Origin of the sequence: Burkholderia sp. AU38729 (assembly GCF_020419725.1) — a bacterium.
Lineage (GTDB): Bacteria > Pseudomonadota > Gammaproteobacteria > Burkholderiales > Burkholderiaceae > Burkholderia.
In genome coordinates this window covers 249,962-271,698 of sequence record NZ_JAIZQO010000003.1, presented here as the reverse complement: position 1 = coordinate 271,698, position 21,737 = coordinate 249,962, and the positions used below count along the sequence as shown (strand labels likewise).

Here is a 21,737-nt window from a genome sequence, read left to right as displayed (position 1 = left end):
CCCGATCATAGCCGAATGCCGCACAGCTAGCCTATAATCAGGCGCCTTGAGCAGACGCAAGTCGACGCACCCTCTACCCGATCTAGGCGGAGCAGCCGATAGATGTACGGCGAGGACCCGGCAAAGCCCCCGGGCGCTTCTCCTGCACAGGCTGCCTGTCCGACGGCACCGCTTATCCGAATTCGGCTCCCGGGCTGGCGCATGTTGACGTCATGCTCGCCAGCCACTTTGCACTCTGTATTGACGGAAAAAAGTTGGAAAACGTAACCACCAGCGACGTGACAACCCCGGCCGAAGAGAAACCCGGCCTCGTTCAGCGGCTCAAGCGGATCAATCGCCTGCTCGCGGCAACCGTCATTATTCCCACGGCAATTGCGACGCTGTATTTTGGCGTCATTGCGTCGGACGTCTACGTGTCCGAATCGCGCTTCGTGGTAAAAAGCCCACAAAAGCAGACGCAGAGCAGCATCGTAGGCGCATTCCTGCAGGGTGCCGGACTCTCGCGCTCCGCGGATGATACGTTCTCCGTCATCGACTACATGGCGTCACGAGATGCGCTTCGCGAACTCAACGCTAATAATTACATTTTCGATGCCTATACGAAGCATGGTGACTTTGTCAGCCGGTTCCACACGTGGCCGGACAGCAGCTTCGAAGAACTGTGGAAATATTACGACAAGCATGTCGTCACGGCCACACTGGATTCCGAGTCAGGCATTACGAAGCTGCAGGTTCGTGCATATACCGCCGAGGACTCCCAGCGAATTAACGAACGCCTGCTGGAAATGGGCGAACGATTGATTAACCAGATGAATCAGCGTGCTGCGGCAGATACGGTCCAGTTCGCGCAACGTGAAGTCGATGCTGCAGCTGCAAAAGCGAAAGACGCTGCAGCCGCGCTGGCCGAATACCGAAAGTCATATACAGTGTTCGACCCGGACAAGCAATCCGCCCTGCAATTGCAGCAGGTTACGGCGCTGCAGGCGCAGCTCTTTTCCGCACAGACGCAACTTGCCCAGATTCAGTCCATTGCACCGCAAAACCCGCAGATTTCCGTCCTGAAGACGAATATCGCCAATCTGCAGAAACAGATTGAGGAAGCGACAACAGGCGTTGCCGGCGGCAAGAACTCACTTTCGGCCAAAGCTGCGACTTACGCTCGCATGCAGCTCGACGCGCAGTTCGCCGACAAGCAACTCGCGTCGACAATGAGCGCGCTGGAAAACGCACGGGCCGAGGCACAGCGAAAGCAGCTTTATCTGGAACGCCTGATACAGCCGAATACCCCTGACGTTGCAGTCGAACCCAAGCGCCTGAAGTCGATTTTCGAAGTATTTGCGTTGGGTATGATCGCATGGGGCGTGCTGTCGCTTCTGTTGGCAGGCCTGCGCGAGCACCACAACTAAGCCGAGGTTCATACGACATCGCCGCGCCATGTTGGCGGCGCAGTCGATGCCGGACTCGGACTGCAACCGGCCCGGTTCCGCCTTAATCGCCCCAGTAACGCACGCTCAATAGTTGATTTCGGATGATCGAACTCAAGAACATCGCCAAAGACTACTACACGCGACAGGGCCGACGCCGGGTCCTCGAAAAGATCGACCTTCGCGTCGACAGGGGCGAAAAAATCGGCATTCTCGGAAGGAATGGTGCCGGCAAGTCGACACTCATCCGCCTCATCAGTGGCGCGGAACTCCCGAGTGCCGGCATGGTTCATCGCAACATGAGCGTATCGTGGCCGCTCGCATTCGGCGGCGCGTTCCAGGGCAGCCTCACCGGGATGGACAACCTGCGGTTCATCTGTCGCATCTATGGCGTCAACATCAAAGATGCCGAGCCGTTCGTACAAGAGTTCTCGGAACTGGGGTATTACCTTCGAGAGCCGGTCAAGAGCTACTCGGCAGGTATGCGCGCGCGACTCGCGTTCGCCTTGTCGATGGCGATCGAATTTGACTGCTTCCTCATCGACGAAATTATTGCTGTCGGCGACAGCCGGTTTCACGCCAAGTGCCACCACGAATTGTTTGAACGACGCGCGGATCGGGCACTCATCATCGTCAGTCATGACGCCGCGTACATCCGCGAACATTGCACTCGGGCAGCCGTGCTGGTGCAAGGTCGGTTGCGCATGTTTGACGAGATCGAAGAAGCCTACGCGTTCTACCAGGAAAACAGCGCCATCAACTGAAGCGCCCATTCCACCCAACCGATGCCCCTGACAAGGTTCAACCGCGCAGCGCTCGCTCACTGTGCCGCAACTCGCTGGCATGCTCCGCTGACCCGATATGCACGCAGTGCAGCCGACCGGCTACGCACAAGCACGCGATCCGCATCAGTCTCGCGGGAACGCCAGTTGCTCATCGACGTGTCAATCATCGCGCAACACGATGCAGGAACCGGTATTCAGCGAGTGGTGCGTTCGCTCGCTCTGCAATTGATTTCGTCTCCTCCGCCAGGCTTCGTGGTGCGACTGGTGCGCGCCAATCGACGCGATCGCTATCGCTATGCAGATATCTACGCAGCCAGACTGGCGGGTACCCTCCCTCCAGCAAGCGACGCTCCGGTTCATGCGAACCCCAGGGACGTGTTCCTCGGCCTCGACTTGACGAGCCGGATTGCCCCGAAGCGACAGCGTGATTTCCTTCAATGGAAACGGCAAGGCGTCCTGCTTGCGTTCGTCGTCTACGATCTGATGCCGATGCAGCACCCGGAGTGGTTCACGCGGCGCTCGGCCCAATCGTTCAAGCAATGGCTGTCGACCATCGCAATTCACGCGGACGCACTGTACTGCATATCGAAATCGGTCGCAGTCGAGACCCAGGCGTTCCTCAGTACACGCTTCGGCATTTCCGAGCACGAGCTGCCGACGGGCTGGTTCCATCTCGGAGCCGACTTCCAGGCGCACCGCACCAGCGCGACCGGCACGACTCCACGCAAACCACGCGTGACTGGGCGCGGACACACGGTGTTGATGGTCGGAACGATCGAGCCACGTAAAGGACACCGGCAGGTGCTGGACGCGTTCGACACGCTTTGGAACGACGGCGTCGATGCGACGCTCATTATCGTCGGCAACGCTGGGTGGGCGGTACAAGAACTGACGACACGCCTCGATAGCCATGCCGAACTCGGGAAGCGGCTGAGCTGGCTACAGGACATCGACGACGCGGCACTGGCAGACTTGTATGCTCGCGTGGACGGACTACTGTTCGCATCCGAAGGAGAAGGGTTCGGACTGCCGATCGTCGAGGCCGCACAACACGGCCTGCCACTGCTCCTGCGTGACCTACCTGTTTTCCGAGAAGTAGCTGGCAGGCATGCCACCTACTTCTCGGCGAGCGACGGCACCGGACTGGCTTCGTCGCTCCGTAACTGGCTGCGCGCAATCGACGACGACATCGCTCCAGACAGCCGCGCCATTCTCCCCATCACCTGGCAGGAAAGTGCGGCACAGATCAAGACGCTGCTTTCAAACCTATCAGAGTCGCGCTGACTGCTCGAACCGCTCGTAGACCGCCAGCATGCGGCGTGCGCAACGTGCCCAGGTCGCGTCGCGCGCGATTTCCAGGCCACGGGCCCTCGCGGCAACTCGCCACACGTCGTCGCTCAGCACACGCTCGATGCCATGGCGCAAGGCATCGTGATCGTCGGGCTCAACCAGCCAGCCGGCATCACCTGCCACTTCAGGCAGCGACGAGACATTGGAAGTCAGCGTCGGAACGCCACTTGCAAGCGCCTCGAGCACCGGCAGGCCAAAACCTTCGTACTTCGAAGGCATGAAGAACGCGCGAGCACCAGCATAAAGTGCCGGCAAGATGGCTTCCGGTACGAATCCGAGGTAGCGCAGCCACTGCTCGTCCTCCCCTTTCCTGATCTTTGCGTGAAGATCGTCGTTCAGCCACCCATTGCTACCGACCAATACGAGCGGATATCGGGAACGCAAGGCAACAGGGAGTTCCGCGTACGCGTCGATCAGGCGATCAATTCGCTTGCGTGGTTCGAGCGTCGATACACTAAGCCCGTAGCCCCCCGCGGACAATTGATAGGCAGCGAGCGGCGAAGCGAGTTCGTCGCTCGTATGCGGCCGGAACTCCGCAGGCACGCCAAGCGGGACGGCGGTGATATTGTCGATTGGCCAACCGAAGAAATCGGAGACCTCTCGGCGAGTAAATTCCGAGTCGGTAACAAGATGCGCGGCGCGCTCAAGCGTCGATGCGAAGCCTCGCTCGAAATGGCGCAATCGCTCGACCGGATGAGTCTCTGGATACTTGAATACCGACAGATCGTGCACCGTGACAATACCTGTCGCACATTCGTCGGGCAGAAAATAATTAGGCGAATGGAATAGATGGTCACGCCACCTCCGGTCACCGCTCCATCGCTGGAAAGCCTTGATCGGTGGCAACGAGCGCGCCCATTTCGGCAAACGACTGCGACTTGGCGCGACCGGCTGACCGTCAAGCAATCCAGCCACGTCGTCGACCCATGTCCCCGCAAAATAGAAACGAATCGCGTCGAGCCCGCCTTCCGGTGAAGCAAAATGCTTGGCCAATTCCCACGTGTAACGGCCGATACCCGTGAGCGGAGGTCTGATCGAATCCACCGCAAGAATTACCTTCACATGCCTCCCGAATCCCATCCACCAAAAGCAAAACGGGCCCGATGCGACTACATCATGGCCCGTGCGATACCCCATTGCGATGCCCCGAAGGACATCGGCAAACGTCGCTATCAGAACGAGAAACCAGCCTCGTTGCGACGCAGATCAGCCTCGACCATCATCTGGCACAGCTCTTCGAGAGTCGTCTTCGGCTCCCAGCCCAGATCCTTGCGCGCTTTCTCGGGATTACCGATCAACAGATCGACCTCGGCCGGGCGATGGAACTTCGGATTGATCGCCACGATCGTCTTGTTCGTCGCCATGTCGATACCCACTTCCGACGCGTCCTTGCCTTCCCACGCCAACTCGAAGCCCGCTGCGCGAGCCGCCATCGAGACAAAGTCCCGTACGGTTTCGGTACGATTGGTGGCCAAGACGTACGTATCGGGCTTTTCGGCCTGCAGCATGCGCCACATGCCGTCGACGTATTCCTTCGCGTAGCCCCAGTCTCGCTTGGCGTCGAGGTTACCGAGTTCGAGAACGTCCAGCTTGCCGAGACGCAGCTTCGCCATGCTGTCGGTAATCTTGCGCGTCACGAATTCACGGCCGCGCAACGGCGATTCATGATTGAACAGAATGCCGCTGCAACCGAAGATGTTGTAGCTCTCGCGATAGTTGACGGTGATCCAGTGACCATACAGCTTCGCGACACCATAGGGGCTGCGCGGATAGAAAGGCGTATCTTCGACCTGCGGGATCGCCTGGACCTTGCCGAACATCTCCGACGTGCTTGCCTGGTAAAAGCGCACCTCCGGATTGACGATGCGGATCGCCTCGAGGAGATTCAGCGGGCCGATGCCTGTGATTTCAGCCGTCGTGATCGGCTGCTCAAACGACACGCCGACAAAGCTTTGCGCGGCCAGGTTGTACACCTCTGTCGCACCGGTGGTCTGCAACAGGCGAATGCTGGCACCCAGGTCCGTCAGATCGTATTCGACGAGATGCAGGTTCTCGTGATCATCGATCCCGAGTTCGGCGATTCGCCAGAAGTTGACCGAACTCGTCCGACGGTATGTCCCGTATACCACGTAGCCCTTTTCCAGAAGGGATTGCGCGAGATAGGCCCCGTCCTGACCGGTAATGCCGGTAATAATCGCCTTTTTCACAAACTCAGACTCCATGATGAAATGTTATGCACCAATAGCGCAAACTACCGATCAACACTGCGGCCGGATGTTCAGCGGAACCCGGCCTGACGATACACAGGCATGGCTCAAGCATCAAGCGGCGTCCGCCGCCATGACTCGTTGGGCAATAGAAAGCAAGAAGTACGCAGCCTCAATTACTTACCTAAATGCCTGTACACCACTAACAACCGGGAAGGCCACTGAGAACACAAGGTTCAATACCTTTTGCAGTTCCGCGATCGGTGCATTCGACACGTACAGCATGTCCTTGTTGTCCATCACGAAGCTTTGGGCCACGAACATTGCACTCGGATCATGCAAATCCAGCCGGTAAATAACCGGCACCTTGCCATCCGCGGTCGTCCGTACCGGCTGATTCGGCCAGGACAACGCCTTTGCATCCTCCAGGCGGAAGATAAACACGCCCTGCGCATCCGAGCGCGCATCGTCGAGCCCGCCCGCCCGCGCGAGCGCCTGCGCCAACGAGATACCCTGCGCCTCGAAATTGATTTCCTGATTCTTCCCTGTCGCACCGAGTGCCGTGAAGCTGTACGGCTGGTACAGGGCGGTCACGACATCGCCCGCACGCAGCGGCACATTCTGGCGCGGACTGCGAATCACGCTCTGCATCGGCATCGACGCGACAACGTCGCCGCGCGTGACCTGCAACGTAATCTTGTCAATCGATTGCTTGACGCCGCCCGCACTCGCGAGCGCATCAAGCAGACGCTCTCCGCGAGCCGACAGTTGCATCCTGCTGCTCGTGTTCACGTCCCCGACAACCGTTACGTACGACGTCACGTTGCGAGAAAGCTTAACCAGGACCTGAGGATCATGAGCGATGTTCTTGAGCCGAGCCGCAATATCCCGCCCGAGCTGGGTCGGCGTGCGGCCCTGCGCCTTGACGGCCCCTACGAATGGCACATTGACCGTGCCGTCACCGTCGATCGTCTGATCCGGCAGTACCGTCACGCGTGCATTGGTCGGCCCGGACTTGCTGTCAACCTGCGCGGCGCCGAACAAGGTCGCGGGCGGCGCCTCCCATATCGAGACTTCGATCGTATCGCCCACGCCAAGCTGTTGCCTGAAATTTGTGTCTACTCCAAGCGTCGAAACGAAATCGCCCTGACCTCGCTCGGAGAAAAGCTTGCGCGCAACGGCATCGGTCAGGTCGACGACCTGAATGCCGGCGGTGCTCGCCTCGGACTGCCCGGACCCACTGCCGGCACGCTCAACCTGAAAGCGACTCGGCCCCGAGGAAGGAATCGTAGAACAGCCGGAAAATACGCCGCCCAACAAGAGTGCGGACCAAGTAACACAACGGAGCAATCGCGACATTTGTTACGAGCAAGCAAAATTCCAAAGTCGAGAATTGTCTCACGTTGCGAGATACAATAAACTTCTTTTTTACTCGTCGCAAACCAACCTGTCGTCCGCGGACGACAGTGGCGCGGTAGAAAATGCAGCTTTTCGTACAAGCCGGCGCCCATTAACATCAATCCACGACATTCGCGTGACAACCATACTCCTTGACGTCACACGCCTCGTCACGCGACTCCAGGAGGGCACGCTCCCCACGGGCGTCGATCGAGTAGGCCTCGCCTATATACAAAGATATGGCGGGCAGGCGCGCGCAGTATTGAGCGAACGCGGCTATTCCGCCGTTTTGTCGGAAAGCCATTCGCAGTGGTTGTTCTCCCGATTGTCGACTTCAACGCGAAAACCTTGGGCCACGCGATCGCTCATTGCACGCGCACTCGTCACGGCGACGCACCCGCAACGATTCGAGCACGCGGTCCTGCTGCATACGAGCCATAGCGGCATGGAATTCCCCCGATACTACCGGGCGATGCAAAAACGCAACGCGCACCCGGTTTTCATGGTGCACGATCTGATTCCCCTGACGCACGCCGAGTATTGTCGACCGGGCATTGCCGATATCCATCGGACACGGATTCATACTGCGCTGCAACTGGCTAAAGGCCTGATCGCCAATTCACACGACACACTGCACGCGATCGAGGACGAGGCCCAGCGTGCCGGCCTTGCGCTTCCCCCATGCGTCGTCGCCCATCTCGCGCCAGGCGTATTGATCCATCCCTCTCGCCCCGCACCGCTCGATACGCCCTACTTCGTCATGCTCGGCACGATCGAACCACGTAAGAACCACTGGTTCCTTCTGCACGTATGGCGCAAGCTTGCAGAAAAATACGGCGACGCAGCGCCAAAGCTCGTCATCATTGGTCGGCGCGGCTGGGAATGCGAAAACGTGATCGACATGCTCGAACGTTGCGAGAGTATTCGAAACGTCGTTATCGAAGAGGCAAACTGCACCGACGATCAGCTCCACGGCTGGCTTCAACATGCGCGAGCACTGTTGTTCCCGTCATTTGCGGAAGGCTACGGCATGCCGCTCGTCGAAGCACTATCGTCACGGATCCCCGTCATCGCAAGCAACCTGGGAGTCTTCACGGAAGTCGCCGGCGACGTGCCCGATTACCTCGACCCGCTGGATGGCCCAGGCTGGATCGCACGCATCATGGCCTATTCGACACCAAACAGCATCGAGCGCTCGGATCAATTGCAACGCGTTAAGCGATTTCAACGACCAACGTGGGATGCGCATTTCGCTGCGGTCGACAGATTCATCGCGGCGCTGGACTAATGCCCCCCCTCAATCGGACTTCGCCGCCCCCCCCGACGGTCAGCGACCCGCGCTATCTCAGACAAGGTAGACGCCTGCTCGGATGGCTATTGGGCCGGACTCGATATCTGTGGCCCCGAGAGACCCTCGGAGCATGGTGCGTCAGGATTGCGCGCGCGGCCGGCGCGGCTGGATGGCAGGCATGGCCCGGGCCGCTTCCGGCGCGCGATACACGCAACGCGCCCCCCCTTTCATGGTTCTGCCTGCCGATGGCAGCCACGGGTTGCGATCCAGTCGCAACCGCAATGAACCAATGGTTCGCATCCGGCGCCGCCGATTTCGACGCTGCCGAAGCGGATCGTCTGATGCGCCGCATGCTGACAAGCGATGCATTGCACCTTCGCCAGCGCGCAGCGACACTCCCGCAAGCACTCGCCTCCGGCGGCCCGGCGCACCGCATATTGCTGATAGACGAACGCGAAAGGAGTGCGGCCGGTCCTCGCGAACGAGCGTCAGCACGTGTCGACGCCTTTCGCGCGATGATAGATGCCGCCCGCCGTGCGCACCCGGCCGCCGAACTCTGGCTCGCGCCAACATCCGATGCGGGGCAAGGCCGATGGTTGTCGCAGGCATCCCGGGCAATATCGAGCGACCTCCCGCGCTTGCCCCCGTCTTATTCGCTCACCGCGATACTCGAACACTTCGAGCATGTCTATGTCGTTAGCGCATCGGAAGGCTTTGGCGCGCTGCTGGCTGGTACGCCACTCCACGTGTTCGGACGACCATACTACGCCGGCTGGGGATTGACCTACGATAACCTGACGTTCGCGTCCCGCACTGCCCGCCCGACGCTCCCGTTGTTGTTCCACGCTGCCTTTCTGCGGTTTTCGCATTATTTGGACACGTCACCCGGTCAAACCGGCACACTCGAGAGCACGCTCGATGCAATCGAGCTGCAACACCACGTACGTGCGCGCTTCGCCGACATGAAAGATGTGTACGGATTGCGCTTTCAATGGTGGAAACGCAGGCTGGCAACGCCTTATCTGACTGCCGGCGGCGGGACATTGCGCTGGAGCAATTCGCCGGAACGGCTTCGTATCGGTGCAAGCGCTGTACTTTGGGGCGCGCGTCAGGCCGACCGCATTCCCGACGACGTGACGCGACATCGAATCGAAGACGGGTTCATTCATTCAGCCGGTCTCGGGTCGGACATGACCCCCCCTTACAGTCAGGTAATCGATCATTCCGGCCTGTACTTCGATCCGAGCACCCCAAGCGACCTTACACGGATTCTCAACGAGTGCCCGTTCGACGATACGGAACTCGCCCGTGCAGCCGCGCTTCGCGAAACGATTGTTCGCCTCGGAATCACAAAGTACAACCTTGGCCGGCGCCGCCCCGAATGGCAGGCACCGCGCAACCAACGCGTGGTACTGGTACCCGGACAGGTCGCCGACGACGCATCGATACGGCTGGGAACTCGCGCCATCAACACCGCGGAAGGCTTGCTTGCAGAAGTCCGAGCGCAGCGCCCCAACGCGTTCATCGTCTACAAGCCGCACCCGGACGTACTGTCCGGCAACCGGATCGGCGCGATCGACGTCGACGGGCATGCAGATGTGATCGATGTCACTTCGGACATCGTGTCGCTGATCGAGCAGGTGGACGAAGTACATACGCTCTCCTCCCTGACGGGATTCGACGCCTTGTTGCGCCACAAGGCCGTATTTACCTATGGCCTGCCGTTTTACGCCGGCTGGGGCCTGACGAACGACGCCATCAGCCCACAACCATGGCGCAAACGCACGCTAACGCTCGACATGCTGGTCGCAGGAGCATTATTACGATATCCGATATATTGGCATTGGCAGACAAAGCTTTATACTACGCCTGAAGCTGTGGCGTTACAGTTGGCACCTCTCATAGAGAGACCGCTTATATCGGCCGGGAAAAATCGCCAGCGCACGGCATTGAAAATATTCAGATGGTGCTACAACGCATTAAGCCACATTCACTGGCGGCTCGCTCGCACGACGCAGTCACGAACCGGATATCACGACCCTTAACTAATTCATAGTGACACGCTGCTGCCAGCCGTTTGAGTGTCATAAATTTTACATAACCACCTCCGAGATTTTCGATGACCATATTTCCCGTTATTCTTTGCGGCGGCAGCGGCACGCGGCTCTGGCCCATGTCGCGCGGCGGCTACCCGAAGCAATATCTGAAGCTCACCGGCGAGCAGACGCTGCTTCAGCAAACCGCCATTCGACTGCAGCATCTTCCCAATACCGAACGCCCGATCATCCTGACAAACAGCGAACAACGCTTTCTTGTCGCGGAGCAACTCCGTCAATGCGACGTAACGCCGTCGTCGATCGTCCTCGAGCCGATCGGCCGCAATACCGCTCCCGCGATTGCGGTCGCGGCACATATGGCAGTCAGGAAAAATCCAGACGCCCTGTTGCTCGTATTACCGTCGGATCACGCAATCCTGAATGAGCCCGCGTTCATCAAGGCGGCCCAGCATGCCGCATCGATCGCCAAAGACAATCATCTGGTGACCTTCGGCATCACGCCGGAAAGCGCGCATACCGGATTTGGCTATATCCGCCGTGGCGCCGCCCTCGCCGACGGCAAACCGATCTATTCGGTCGACGCATTCGTTGAGAAACCCGATGCTCAAACGGCCGAAAGCTTCGTGAAATCCGGAGAGTACTACTGGAACAGCGGCATGTTCATGCTGAAAGCCTCGACCTACCTGGACGAGATCAAGCGCTATGCGCCTGACATCGCCACGCAGACGGCACTGGCCCTCGAACAGGCACAACATGACAACGACTTCGTTCGCCTTGATGCACAGGCCTTCGCATTGAGCCCGAACGATTCGATCGACTACGCCGTCATGGAGAAAACCGATCGCGCGGCCGTGATCGCAACGACGGATCTGGGCTGGAATGATATCGGCACCTGGGGAGCGTTGGCCGACCTGGCCGACAAAGACAGTGACGACAACACCCTGATCGGCGACGTATTCTCCGACGCGACAAAGAATTCGTATATTCGCGCGGAGCATCGGATGGTCGCCGCGATCGGTCTCGAGAATATCGTCGTCGTCGAAACGGCAGACGCGGTGCTCATCGTACATCGCGATCGCGTGCAGGACGTGAAGAAGGTAGTCGAACAACTCAACGCTTCAGGCCGCCAGGAATCAGTCACGCATCGACGCGTCGTCCGTCCTTGGGGATCCTATGAAGGCATCGATCAGGGCGACCGCTTTCAGGTGAAGCGCATCGTCGTGAATCCCGGCGCGCAACTCAGCCTGCAGATGCACCACCATCGGGCAGAGCACTGGATCGTCGTGAAAGGCACCGCCCTGGTAACCAATGCGGATCGGGAAATCATGCTTACCGAAAATCAGTCGACCTATATCCCGCTCGGCGCGACACATCGCCTGCAGAACCCTGGCAAGATTCCGCTCGAATTGATCGAGGTCCAGTCCGGCCCGTACCTCGGCGAGGACGACATCGTACGCTTCGAGGATACCTACGGCCGCGTCGCACAAAAGTAATCGCACGATTCGCACGGCGAAAAATAAAACGGCGCATCTCACGATGCGCCGTTTTCACTTACCACCACCATTCGCACTACACCGGCTTGTCACGAATGAATGGCCACTCGCCCTATGGCGAGCGAAAGCACGTCACTGCACGCCCTTCAATCGGTTCCTGGCGTCCGACAGCATCTCGCCGATCACCTTCTCCAGATCATTGGTATTATCGCGCGCAGGCAAAATGGCGTTGATCTTCGCGGGATCGCCCAGCAAGCGCATCACCTCGTTCTTGCGCATGAATTCCGGCGCCGACACGACGTCGATCTCGTGACCGGATATCCGGGTCATGATTTCGAGTAGATCCCTGACTGATTTGCCAGAGCCGGCGCAAACATTCAGCACTTCACCGAAAGAAGCGGACTTATCGAGCACATCGGCAATCATGCGGCAGCAGACATCGACATCGATATAGTCACGCACCGGATCGAGATTGCCCAATCGGATCGAAGGCGCCTTCTTCGCAAAGTGATTGACGAGCTTCGGCACGATGAAATCCGCGTTCTGGCCCGTCCCCACAACATTGAACGGCCGCAAGATCGTGATGTCATGCTTGTCGCGATAATTCATGACGAGGCACTCGGCGGCATGCTTGCTGATACCGTAATGACTCACGGGCTTCGGCGTCAAATTTTCCGTCAGGATTTCGGTGTTCTGATTCCCGTAAACACCCGCTGTGCTGGAAAACATGATGCGCCGCCGCCCACCGAGGCTGTCGATGGCCTTCAATACGTGCTCCGTGCCCAGGACGTTCGTTTCGTAGTATTGCATCGTCGTGCCGCTCGTCACGGACGACAACGCTGCGAGATGAATTAGTACGTCCGGATCGACCGTTCGAACAACGGAAGCCACTTGCTCGTAGTCGTGGAGACTGCACTGCATGGCGTTGTCCGACGTGCCAGTCGTCGTACCGACAACCCGATGTCCCTGGCGGGTAAGATGCGCCGCCAAATGCGTTCCGATGAAGCCCGTGATGCCGGTGATGAGTATCGTTGCCATTTCGTCGTGAATTCGTAGTGGAGGCCGCCTCAAGCGGGCAGCCTCGAAGCAGCCACCGTTTATCTCTTCGCGCCGCGCTCGATGTGTGCACGACGGAGCGATTCAAGCAGCATCTCGGTCGATTCACGCCACGTCCTCGACTTCCAACCGTGACGAATTCGGTCTTCCCATGCAGCGACTTCTTCGTGATGAGTCGAGTAGTGGAGGATTCGCTCGGCCCAGCGATAGGTATCGAGCGGGTTAATGTACTCGACCAGATCCCGCCCTGTTTCACGCAGCGGATCGCAGTCGGACGTCAAGCAGAATTTCCCGTAACTCAGGCTTTCCGGCAACGTCAGACTCCATCCCTCATAGAAAGACGGGAGCAGCGTAAAGAGGCAATGTCGATAGAGCACATTCAGTTCAGCATCAGTCGGCCGGAGCAGCAAAATCTTGCCCTTGATTCGCTCATCCTCCGAGAAGACTTTCAGGAAGTCATCCGAGTTCCACCCTTTTCCGCCGATGAACAGCATCTGAGGCAATTCCGCCTCGTGTCCTTGCTCCAGTAGCGTGACATACGCCTTATAGAGCATTTCCTGATTCTTTCTAGGTTGCAGCGTCCCAACCGTGATGATGAACCGGGATGCGACACCGAGTCTCTGCAGCACCGCCGCATCCGCGGAAGCGCTTGCGCGCGTCGACACGACGTCCGCCTCGGAAATGTCCGAGCCGAATTCGACGTAATCGCTGGGAGGCGTCGGCCAACCATGCGTCTTCTGGAACGAAATGCCGTCGCGTCGCGCCGTCTGACCACCGTAGACGAGATGATCGAAGTTTTCCGACGAATACTTGATGAAAGGCTCGTATGCGTCTGCGGTTTCCTTCATGTGATGGTGCGGAATCAGCATCGGCGTGAAGTCGTAGATGAGCTGGGAAACCGTCACGTTCTTCTTCTGACGCGCCAGCTGCACCGCCTGATGGGATCGCGCCATCTCGTGCGACGGATTCCAGTCGATCGCCGCGAAAAACACGATCGAATTGTCCGGGAACTCTCGCAGCACACTGGGATGATCAGGGCCTGCACCATGCGCGAACGGATGACGGCAGCCGGTTCCGTCGGCTTCATGTTCCTTGTAGAACTCGTGGAAGTGCCGGTAAGACGTCGCCAGGTCATCGCTATTGAACAACCACGCGAGATTATCCGACGAGATTTCGAACATCAAGCCGTTGTGGCAGGCAAAGAAATGCGTATTGGGCGCCAACTCGTGCAAATACCGCGCGTAAGTAAGTTCGGCTCGGATGATGCCCTGCACACCGCCGTGCCAATACAGATACGTCGTGGTCAGATCCATCCAGATCGACGGCTCAGCGTGCGCGGCCGGATGACTCGCCTGATGGTTCGCGATTTTGCTCCGGATCATGCGGGAGGTATCGAGCCACGTCGTCTTGGTCCACTCCTTCGAGATCCGCGATTCACGCTGCAGCAGTGCCTGCGTGTTGTTCGCGTAGAACACGATCTTTTCCGCCCAGGTCGCAACATCCCAAGCCGAAACATATTCGACCAGGTCACGCCCCACTTCGCGCAACGGAGGGTTATCGCTCGCAATGCAGAACTTGCCCTGATCGAGGCTCTCGGGAAGCGTCAGACTCCAACCTTCGTACAGGCTGGGCAACAGGGTGAAAAGACAATTTCGATACAGCGCGGCCAGTTGTTCGTCGGTCGGGGACAATCGAATGATCACCCCCTTGAGACGCGGATCGCGATTGAGCGCATCCAGCAGATCCTCCGACCACCACGGCTTGCCGCAGATCACCAACTGCGGAACCTTGCGCGGATCCTTCTCGAGCGCCATGAGGTAAGCCCGATAAATCGTGTCGTGATTCTTGCGTGGCTCGATCGAGCCCACGGTAATCAGATACGGTCCGGTTATACCGATATCACGCAGGATGGTCCGGTCGTCCTGCGTGCCTTTCGCACGCGTAATGTCCGACCCCAGCTTGATGAAGTCGCTGTGCGGAACGCGCCAGCCACGCTCCTTGAAGATTTCCGTCGCATCGCGCTGGGCCGTCTGCCCACCGTATAGGATGAAATCGACGTTTTCCGCCACCCACTCAAGATACTGCGCGAACTGGTCACGCGTCTGCTTGTCGTACAGATGGCTCGTTCCCTTGCGCAACAGAATGACGTCGTAGACGAGATACGACAGATACACGCCCGGACATTCGTTCTTGAGCCTCGAGAAATAGGCTTCCTTCTGGCTCGTGATCCAGCCGCACGAGAAGATCGCATCGCCAGCGATATACGGATGGAAGAACGGAACGTTGTCGGGTGCAGCAAGGTTCAGGACCTCCGCCAGACAGGGACTGCCGGACGTGTCATTTTGCTCGCTCGAAATCTGGGCGCCGACCGTACGAATATAGGTTTCCGCAACGTTATCAGCATCGAACAACCACTGCATCTGCTCTTGCGGGATTTCAATAAAGCCGCCGCCCCGCTGCATGGAAAAGCGAATGCCCGGATGCACCTTTTTCAACCCATGCGCGACCTCGAGTTCCGCACGAATGATACCCACCACACCGCCACGCCACTCCATCGTCGCGGTCAGGTCCATCCACACTGCCGGCTCGTCGCGCGGCGCCACGACCGGAATGGGAATGACCGGCTTGGGCTCGACCTGCGCGACGGCAGTCTCGTGCACCGGCATGCTCGGTGCATCGAGGTGGGCATCTGCAACACGAACCAACGGTGCAACCGCTGCGGAAAGCGACGGTGATGCATTAGAAGAAAAAAGCTTGCTCAGGAATTTGAATGGCGCAAAGGAAGTGCGCCGATACGTGGCCACCACATCGTCCATACCATCGATACGAACGCTCTTCTGTTGACCTTCCGTCGACAAATACAATTCAGCGAGGATACGCTCCTTCGGCACACCTGAATTCAAGCGCTCCAGATAGTGAGCCCTTCCGCCTTCATCAGGTTCACGACACAGCAACGAAAGATAGGCGCTACGAACAAAATCTTCACCATCGGCCCGCAGCAGGCCTGCGACATTCATATTCATCAAGAGTTCACCAAATTCGAAGCGACACCACTGGGATTAGCAACAAACCGAAATTGAGCACGACCCATTACCCTCTAATTCGATCTCATTTATATGGCGTGCTCCGCATACGAAATCAATAAATTCAAAACAGGTGACTCTCTTATCAACCCTCAAACGCCGCCCGTCCTGCGCCTTTTCTCTCACCACTGTCCGTCTCGAGGAGTTGCGCGCCTTGCGCACAGTAGCCACATCCGCCGTCCCGGCTCGTCAACGCGAATCCGCTGGCATCCGCAGCTTGACACCAGACGAAGCTGCCGCGTCGAGCATCACGGCCTGATGCTGGAAGCAAAACCGGGAAAATCCGTTGTCGAGGCCGGCACGCACATCTACCCCTGCCAGCAGCGATCGGCAATTATAAATCACGCACTCGACGTCGAATACCGCGCAAGTGAAATTTACTTGAATTCCGAACCATCCGCGCAACAGCCCTCCACAATTTGCAGCACAAATACAAAGTTGCGTCACGCGGGATCGAGATTCTTTGCCAGGCTCTAAAAGCACGTCGACATCGGCACGAGCCCTCTATTGCGCCGCCGTGAGCGGTCGGATCGAATCCACCCGAACCGGACGGTCACATTGTTAAAACCAGCCGGGACGGCACCCGGAACTGATGGCACGAGACCTCAAGGCACCGAACCCTCGGTGATCCGGCACATATCCAGCGCTACCGTTACGTTGGCGCCCCATCAAGACAACCCACCGACGTCACTCGAATCGCAACGCAAGCGTTTGCGCCAAATTCACATTGCGACAGAAGGCATGCGGCACGCCTTACCAATCCATCATTTAAATCGAATCGTCGACAAACGTTAAAATTAATAAAATTCCCACATTGAAATCAGCAAAAGGCCGATTTATCGACATCCTTCGGCAAGAAATTTACGATCCGACGGATTGTCAAATCACCGACAACGAGCAATCAATACGGTTCATTCCATTAATGCGACTGTTTGCGATAGAAAAATTCGAATGCGCCCCTTCACGCACCCACACTCCATACCTCTCAACTTAACCAGCGAAATGCAGCTGGCTTGATTTGCTCTCGTGTGGGCACGGCATGATTAAAACATGCCACAAAGCCTCGTGACCTCAATACCCGAATGGACTTTCCGCCATTCAACGATTGTGGTTAAGACGCAGATCGCACGGAGATCCATCACCCGACGCTTGCGCATCGGACACGACAATGACGATGTATGCCCTGTCCGAAAGCGAAGGCAAATTTCAAACGCAGCGAAACAACGTGCATCCGACCGGCACCCTGGCGGCACACAACGAGCGGCGCGCGATACTCACAGCCCCCCCTACCCCTGCCACCTTGTCACCCCCACTCATCGTCAGCCAGGTCATCGTGTTCACCACACACGAATGCGGCGAATGGACAGCCGGTTGTTCGCACCTCCGCACGCATCCCGGGGCGATTCAAACACATCGTATTCGTGCATGCGGCCATGCGTTCCATATATACTCTCGACCGGATTCTTGGTACGGGACGACGCCAAAGCAGGTTCCTGACACCATCAGGGCAATGGGCCACTGGCCACAGTCGGTTGCACAGTGCCCGAAGTCACCACGGCATCGCTTCCAATTCTGAAAGAATGCGTCGACGTGTTCGAGGACAGCGTGGAAAGCAAGAAGTACCGCATCACCGATTGCCAGCCTTGCAGAGGCGCCCCTTCAGTCGCACGGTTGCCCCACTTCGCCGGCACTCTAGAAACCTTTAAGCTCACATGATTGAATCTCAGCACAATACGCCGCTGATCCGATCGATCAGCATTCAGCTACGCGTCATCAGCGCGTTGCTGATGCGGGAAATATTGACACGCTATGGCCGCCACAATGTAGGCTTCCTGTGGATTTTTCTGGAGCCGATGACATTTACAGTCGGCGTCACGACGCTATGGAACCTGGTCAAGGCCGAACACGTCGCATCCATTTCGATTACTGCGTTCGCATTGACCGGCTATTCGGCCGTTCTTGTCTGGCGAAACTGCACCACTCGATGTGCGCTGGCGATCTTGCCGAACCAGAGCCTGCTCTATCACCGCAACGTTCGCGTCGTGGATTTTTTCTGGGCACGCATTCTGCTCGAAATCTCCGGCGCTACGATGTCGTGCATTATTCTGAGCGTCATCTATATCATTGTCGGTTGGATGGATCCTCCGAAGGACATCTCGCTTGTCTTGGCTGGATGGGTATATCTTTCCATTTTCGGGGCAGGATTGGCGCTGACGATTGGATCGCTTACCGAGCGGAGCGAAATGGTCGAGCGGCTCTGGCACACGATCGCCTATCTGGTTTTTCCGCTTTCCGGCTCGGCCTTTATGGTCGAATGGCTCCCCGAGGCGTGGCAAAAATATGCACTTCTCGTGCCCATGGTCAATGGCACCGAAATGCTGCGCGCCGGTTTTTTCGGATCCGTCGTCAAGACGCATTACGATATTACGTACATGGTATTCGTCGACGCGACACTGCTGTTCGTCGGCTTGTTCTTCACGCGCGAAGCGGGAAAGAGAGTGCAGCCCGATTGAGCTATCGGTAATCTCTACGCGATGCCGGGGCACGCGCCACCAATCAAAACATTTCGCGCCCCCGGCGCTCGTGAGCACTGTTGTACCTTCGCCGGCAGATATCCAGCGCGGACCATTTCCTAATCGAAGAACTGCACTGCATCGAGACCGGAGCGCGTATGACCAGGCCGCATCACATGTGCGCTGCGTCACACCGCGGCCACGAACACACCTGCGCCTTTCCCCGCCGCGCACGGCTTCACTGCGTCGACCATGGAGCCACGCTTCACCGCGCTGACGAGCCCATCGATCGTCAGGACACACGACACCAAGCGACCAACCGCGCGGCGTCCCGATGGACATGGACTCGCGGTTTCCGGCCTGTACGCTTCGCGAAGAACTTGGTCAACCCATCCCGCACCGGCACGGAAGCAGAACAGTGTGTGTCAGCGACGTGACGATCAGCCTTTGGATCCGCGAAACAGCGAGAAAAGTCCTGTCTCGACGAGCAAATATGCAGCCTGAATTCCATGCCACATACTTTCAGTCCTTACCGTGTATTATGGCTCTCTTGATAGGCTCGGCAGTCACGGCGGACCTTACGTTTCGACAGAAATGGATCCGGCAGGCCGTGCTCAATTGTACCCGGGCAGTTTGATGGACGTGATTCGAGCGCATTAAAGACTATATCTCGTAGCCCCCCCCAATGAAGGCACGCACGACGCGACATCGCTCAACCTCGAGAAGCCAGCCGACCGCACAAGAGGGAGTTCAGGAACAATAGTTTGTTTTGCAAGAATCGACTTGCGTGAATTTTGCAACATCGATCGGCGATATGCCGGGCTGTTGCTCGTTTTTCAAACATGCGGCCGTTCCGCGATGAACGGCGGTTTTAATGTTCGAGGTATTGGTCTGTGAAAATTGCAATCATTTCGAATTGCCAAGGAGCCAGTCTCGCGGCTTGCATGCGCGAGATGAGCGGAACGCTGGAGCCGCAGTTTTTCCTGCTGACGACGCTGTCGGATGGTTCGGTGACGGTGCCGTGGCTGTTCCAGGAATACGACGTTGTCATCGGGCAGCGATTCATCGAACAGCACATGGCGGACATGCCGCGCGACAAGCTGGTGCTCTTCCCGGATCTGGCATTCGTCGGCCATCACCCTGACATGACCTATCTGCAAGGGAAGCGCATCGGCAGCGACGTTCCCGAGGCAATTCAGGGCCCGATGATGCATTACAACTCGTCGCTCGTGGTTCATGGCTATCTGCGCGGCCTGTCTGCAGACGAGATCGAAGCGCGGTTCACGCGTGAGACTTTCCGGAAGCTCGGATACCTGAACGCCTGGTCGCATGCCGAAAGGGCGCTGCGAGAAGAAATTGCGGCGACCGGCCTGAATCTGCAGGGTGCCGTCGACAAATGGTTGCGCAGCGGCTGCTTTATGCACACGTACAACCATCCGACACTGTCGACGGTGGCCGATGTTGCACGCGCAGTTCTGGAACGCCTCGGCGTGCCCGTGATCAATCAGAATCCCGGACGGTACGCTCACGATCCGCTCGCATTGCTGCCGATCTGGCCGATTTATCCGGAGGTCGCGGAAGCAACGTCCTACCCCGAGTCAGGAGATTACGCGTTCAAGCAGGTTGAGCCGAACGGTGTCATCGGTCTGCGCGCGTTCATCGATGGGTCGCTTGCAACTTACCAGCAATTCGACCGGGATTCGATCATGCCGGTGAATTTCTATCTTGCCGAGTTTGATCGACGGTTGACGGAACCGGCGGCCGACGCTTTCGCGAATCCGTATCGCAACCTGCCAGACCATCAATTCTGGAAAAAGGGTGTTGCAACACCGGCGGCGACCGAGGTCGATCCGGTCGTGTCCGGCAAGTTTTTGGTCGCACAAGACCAGAAGGTCGCGACTGCTGGCAGTTGCTTTGCGCAACACATCGCGCGTACGCTGAGCGCCAATGGCTTCAACTACTTCATCCCGGAGCAAGCGCCCGAGGGGTCAACGAAAGAACAGGCCGCGAGCCGTAATTTTGGCGTATTCTCGGCGCGCTACGGCAACATTTACACGGCACGCCAGCTCGTGCAACTTCTCAAGCGTGTAAGCGGTGAATTCGTACCTCACGACCAGATGTGGCAACGAAAAGACGGGCGCTTCGTCGATCCGTTCCGCCCGCAGATCGAGCCTGAGGGTTTCGGTTCGGAGGAGGAACTCGTTGCATAACGCGCCGAACACTTCGCAGCTGTTCGTACCATGCTCGAGCAGATGGACGTGTTCGTATTCACGCTGGGGCTTACCGAGTCATGGCGCGCGAAATCCGACGGGGCGATTTTCCCGCTCGCACCGGGCGTCGCTGGCGGGTCAATGGATAGCGACAAATACGAGTTCGTCAATTTCTCGGCAGCCGAAGTGATTGCGGACATGAACGAGTTCATCGGCATGCTCAGCGTCATCAATCCGACATGCCGAGTGATCCTGACCGTGTCGCCGGTGCCGCTGATCGCAACATACGAACCGAAGCATGCACTGACGGCGACAACGTACAGCAAGTCGGTACTGCGTGTTGCGGCGGAAGAGCTGAGCACTGCGCATGCCCACGTTGGCTACTTCCCGTCGTTCGAAGTGATCACCGGCAACTACAATCGCGGCGCGTACTTCGATGACGACCTTCGTACGGTGACCGATGCGGGTGTAGCACATGTAATGCGGCTATTCATGAAACACTATGCTGGCGGCGAAACGCATCAGGCCGGCGCGGCGCCTGTCGAGCGGCCCGCAACGACGGCAGCCGACGAGCCAGCTCCCCTGCATCGCAACGTTACAGGCGTCGTCTGTGACGAAGAAGCGATCGCAAACTTCCAGGTCGGCTGAGCTTCTCTTAAGGGCAAGGGCGCGTCGCTATGGCGCCGCTTCCTTGCCCGGCTCGACGCTGTCCGCATCGCACTCGCTCACCGAATCTTCCGCAGGCAAGCAATAAGGCCTGCGCGCCACAATCAACGCATGGAACGCGTCGAGTCCGCTTTCATCGCGTTGTTTTCTTCGCGCAACGCGTACCTCATCAGTCATTCCCCCCTCTTTCGACTTGCAGCATCG

The 21,737-nt window shown here is 58.0% G+C and carries 13 protein-coding genes and 1 pseudogene; 8 read left to right on the top strand and 6 right to left on the bottom strand.

Annotated elements, in window-relative coordinates; translation table 11 throughout:
• Positions 1-254: 254 nt before the first annotated feature.
• The 3 genes from LGM56_RS10105 to LGM56_RS10095 all read left to right on the top strand — a co-directional run bounded on the left by LGM56_RS10105 (position 255) and on the right by LGM56_RS10095 (position 3,493).
• Positions 255-1,406, top strand: coding sequence for a hypothetical protein (locus LGM56_RS10105; RefSeq protein ID WP_089495239.1), 1,152 nt, complete (start codon positions 255-257; stop codon positions 1,404-1,406).
• Positions 1,407-1,528: 122 nt separating this feature from the next.
• Positions 1,529-2,188: an ABC transporter ATP-binding protein gene (locus LGM56_RS10100; RefSeq protein WP_089494153.1), complete on the top strand. Its 660-nt coding sequence runs from the start codon at positions 1,529-1,531 to the stop codon at positions 2,186-2,188.
• A gap of 165 nt (positions 2,189-2,353) precedes the next feature.
• Positions 2,354-3,493, top strand: coding sequence for a glycosyltransferase family 4 protein (locus LGM56_RS10095; RefSeq protein ID WP_226204415.1), 1,140 nt, complete (start codon positions 2,354-2,356; stop codon positions 3,491-3,493).
• Here the strand turns inward: LGM56_RS10095 and LGM56_RS10090 are convergent.
• From LGM56_RS10090 to LGM56_RS10080, 3 genes are all read right to left on the bottom strand, one after another.
• Entirely contained in the window at positions 3,479-4,621 is a 1,143-nt protein-coding gene (locus LGM56_RS10090; RefSeq protein WP_089495238.1) for a glycosyltransferase family 4 protein, read from the bottom strand. The genes LGM56_RS10095 and LGM56_RS10090 overlap by 15 nt on opposite strands.
• Before the next feature lie 110 nt (positions 4,622-4,731).
• Positions 4,732-5,781: a GDP-mannose 4,6-dehydratase gene (gene gmd / locus LGM56_RS10085; RefSeq protein ID WP_179254796.1), complete on the bottom strand. Its 1,050-nt coding sequence runs from the start codon at positions 5,779-5,781 to the stop codon at positions 4,732-4,734.
• 165 nt (positions 5,782-5,946) lie between these two features.
• Entirely contained in the window at positions 5,947-7,125 is a 1,179-nt protein-coding gene (locus LGM56_RS10080; RefSeq protein ID WP_226204414.1) for a polysaccharide biosynthesis/export family protein, read from the bottom strand.
• A gap of 175 nt (positions 7,126-7,300) precedes the next feature.
• Between LGM56_RS10080 and LGM56_RS10075 the strand changes: the two genes are divergently transcribed.
• The 3 genes from LGM56_RS10075 to LGM56_RS10065 all read left to right on the top strand — a co-directional run bounded on the left by LGM56_RS10075 (position 7,301) and on the right by LGM56_RS10065 (position 12,005).
• Positions 7,301-8,452 (top strand): glycosyltransferase family 4 protein, encoded by a 1,152-nt coding sequence (locus LGM56_RS10075; protein ID WP_226204413.1) that lies wholly within the window; start codon positions 7,301-7,303, stop codon positions 8,450-8,452.
• Positions 8,452-10,500: a capsular biosynthesis protein gene (locus LGM56_RS10070; protein ID WP_226204412.1), complete on the top strand. Its 2,049-nt coding sequence runs from the start codon at positions 8,452-8,454 to the stop codon at positions 10,498-10,500. Before LGM56_RS10075 ends, LGM56_RS10070 begins: the two co-directional genes overlap by 1 nt.
• Positions 10,501-10,574: 74 nt before the next feature.
• Positions 10,575-12,005, top strand: a complete 1,431-nt coding sequence (locus LGM56_RS10065) for a mannose-1-phosphate guanylyltransferase/mannose-6-phosphate isomerase (protein ID WP_089494147.1) — start codon at positions 10,575-10,577, stop codon at positions 12,003-12,005.
• A 132-nt stretch (positions 12,006-12,137) separates the two neighbouring features.
• Here the strand turns inward: LGM56_RS10065 and LGM56_RS10060 are convergent, their stop codons facing one another.
• Together LGM56_RS10060 and LGM56_RS10055 are read right to left on the bottom strand one after the other, a co-directional pair.
• The gene (locus LGM56_RS10060) at positions 12,138-13,043 is read right to left on the bottom strand and encodes an NAD-dependent epimerase/dehydratase family protein (protein ID WP_089494146.1); all 906 of its coding nucleotides are present in this window, start codon (positions 13,041-13,043) and stop codon (positions 12,138-12,140) included.
• Between the two features lie 59 nt (positions 13,044-13,102).
• Positions 13,103-16,084 carry a glycosyltransferase gene (locus LGM56_RS10055; RefSeq protein WP_226204410.1) on the bottom strand — a complete coding sequence of 994 codons (2,982 nt, stop codon included), beginning with the start codon at positions 16,082-16,084 and terminating at the stop codon, positions 13,103-13,105.
• Positions 16,085-17,856: 1,772 nt separating this feature from the next.
• Here LGM56_RS10055 and LGM56_RS10050 point away from each other — a divergent pair.
• Both LGM56_RS10050 and LGM56_RS10045 read left to right on the top strand, forming a co-directional pair.
• The gene (locus LGM56_RS10050) at positions 17,857-18,657 is read left to right on the top strand and encodes an ABC transporter permease (protein WP_089494144.1); all 801 of its coding nucleotides are present in this window, start codon (positions 17,857-17,859) and stop codon (positions 18,655-18,657) included.
• A gap of 893 nt (positions 18,658-19,550) precedes the next feature.
• A pseudogene (locus tag LGM56_RS10045) lies at positions 19,551-21,515 on the top strand (GSCFA domain-containing protein).
• 27 nt (positions 21,516-21,542) lie between these two features.
• On the opposite strand, the gene LGM56_RS10040 reads toward LGM56_RS10045, so the two are convergent.
• Positions 21,543-21,710, bottom strand: coding sequence for a hypothetical protein (locus tag LGM56_RS10040; RefSeq protein WP_179254794.1), 168 nt, complete (start codon positions 21,708-21,710; stop codon positions 21,543-21,545).
• Between the last annotated feature and the right edge of the window lie 27 nt (positions 21,711-21,737).

Bases quoted from the DNA above. Each gene is read 5' to 3' on its own strand.
- LGM56_RS10100 (WP_089494153.1), top strand. From the start codon at position 1,529: ATGATCGAACTCAAGAACATCGCCAAAGACTACTACACGCGACAGGGC.
- gmd (WP_179254796.1), bottom strand. From the start codon at position 5,781: ATGGAGTCTGAGTTTGTGAAAAAGGCGATTATTACCGGCATTACCGGT.
- LGM56_RS10080 (WP_226204414.1), bottom strand. From the start codon at position 7,125: ATGTCGCGATTGCTCCGTTGTGTTACTTGGTCCGCACTCTTGTTGGGC.
- LGM56_RS10070 (WP_226204412.1), top strand. From the start codon at position 8,452: ATGCCCCCCCTCAATCGGACTTCGCCGCCCCCCCCGACGGTCAGCGAC.
- LGM56_RS10065 (WP_089494147.1), top strand. From the start codon at position 10,575: ATGACCATATTTCCCGTTATTCTTTGCGGCGGCAGCGGCACGCGGCTC.
- LGM56_RS10060 (WP_089494146.1), bottom strand. From the start codon at position 13,043: ATGGCAACGATACTCATCACCGGCATCACGGGCTTCATCGGAACGCAT.
- LGM56_RS10055 (WP_226204410.1), bottom strand. From the start codon at position 16,084: ATGAATATGAATGTCGCAGGCCTGCTGCGGGCCGATGGTGAAGATTTT.
- LGM56_RS10050 (WP_089494144.1), top strand. From the start codon at position 17,857: ATGATTGAATCTCAGCACAATACGCCGCTGATCCGATCGATCAGCATT.
- LGM56_RS10040 (WP_179254794.1), bottom strand. From the start codon at position 21,710: ATGACTGATGAGGTACGCGTTGCGCGAAGAAAACAACGCGATGAAAGC.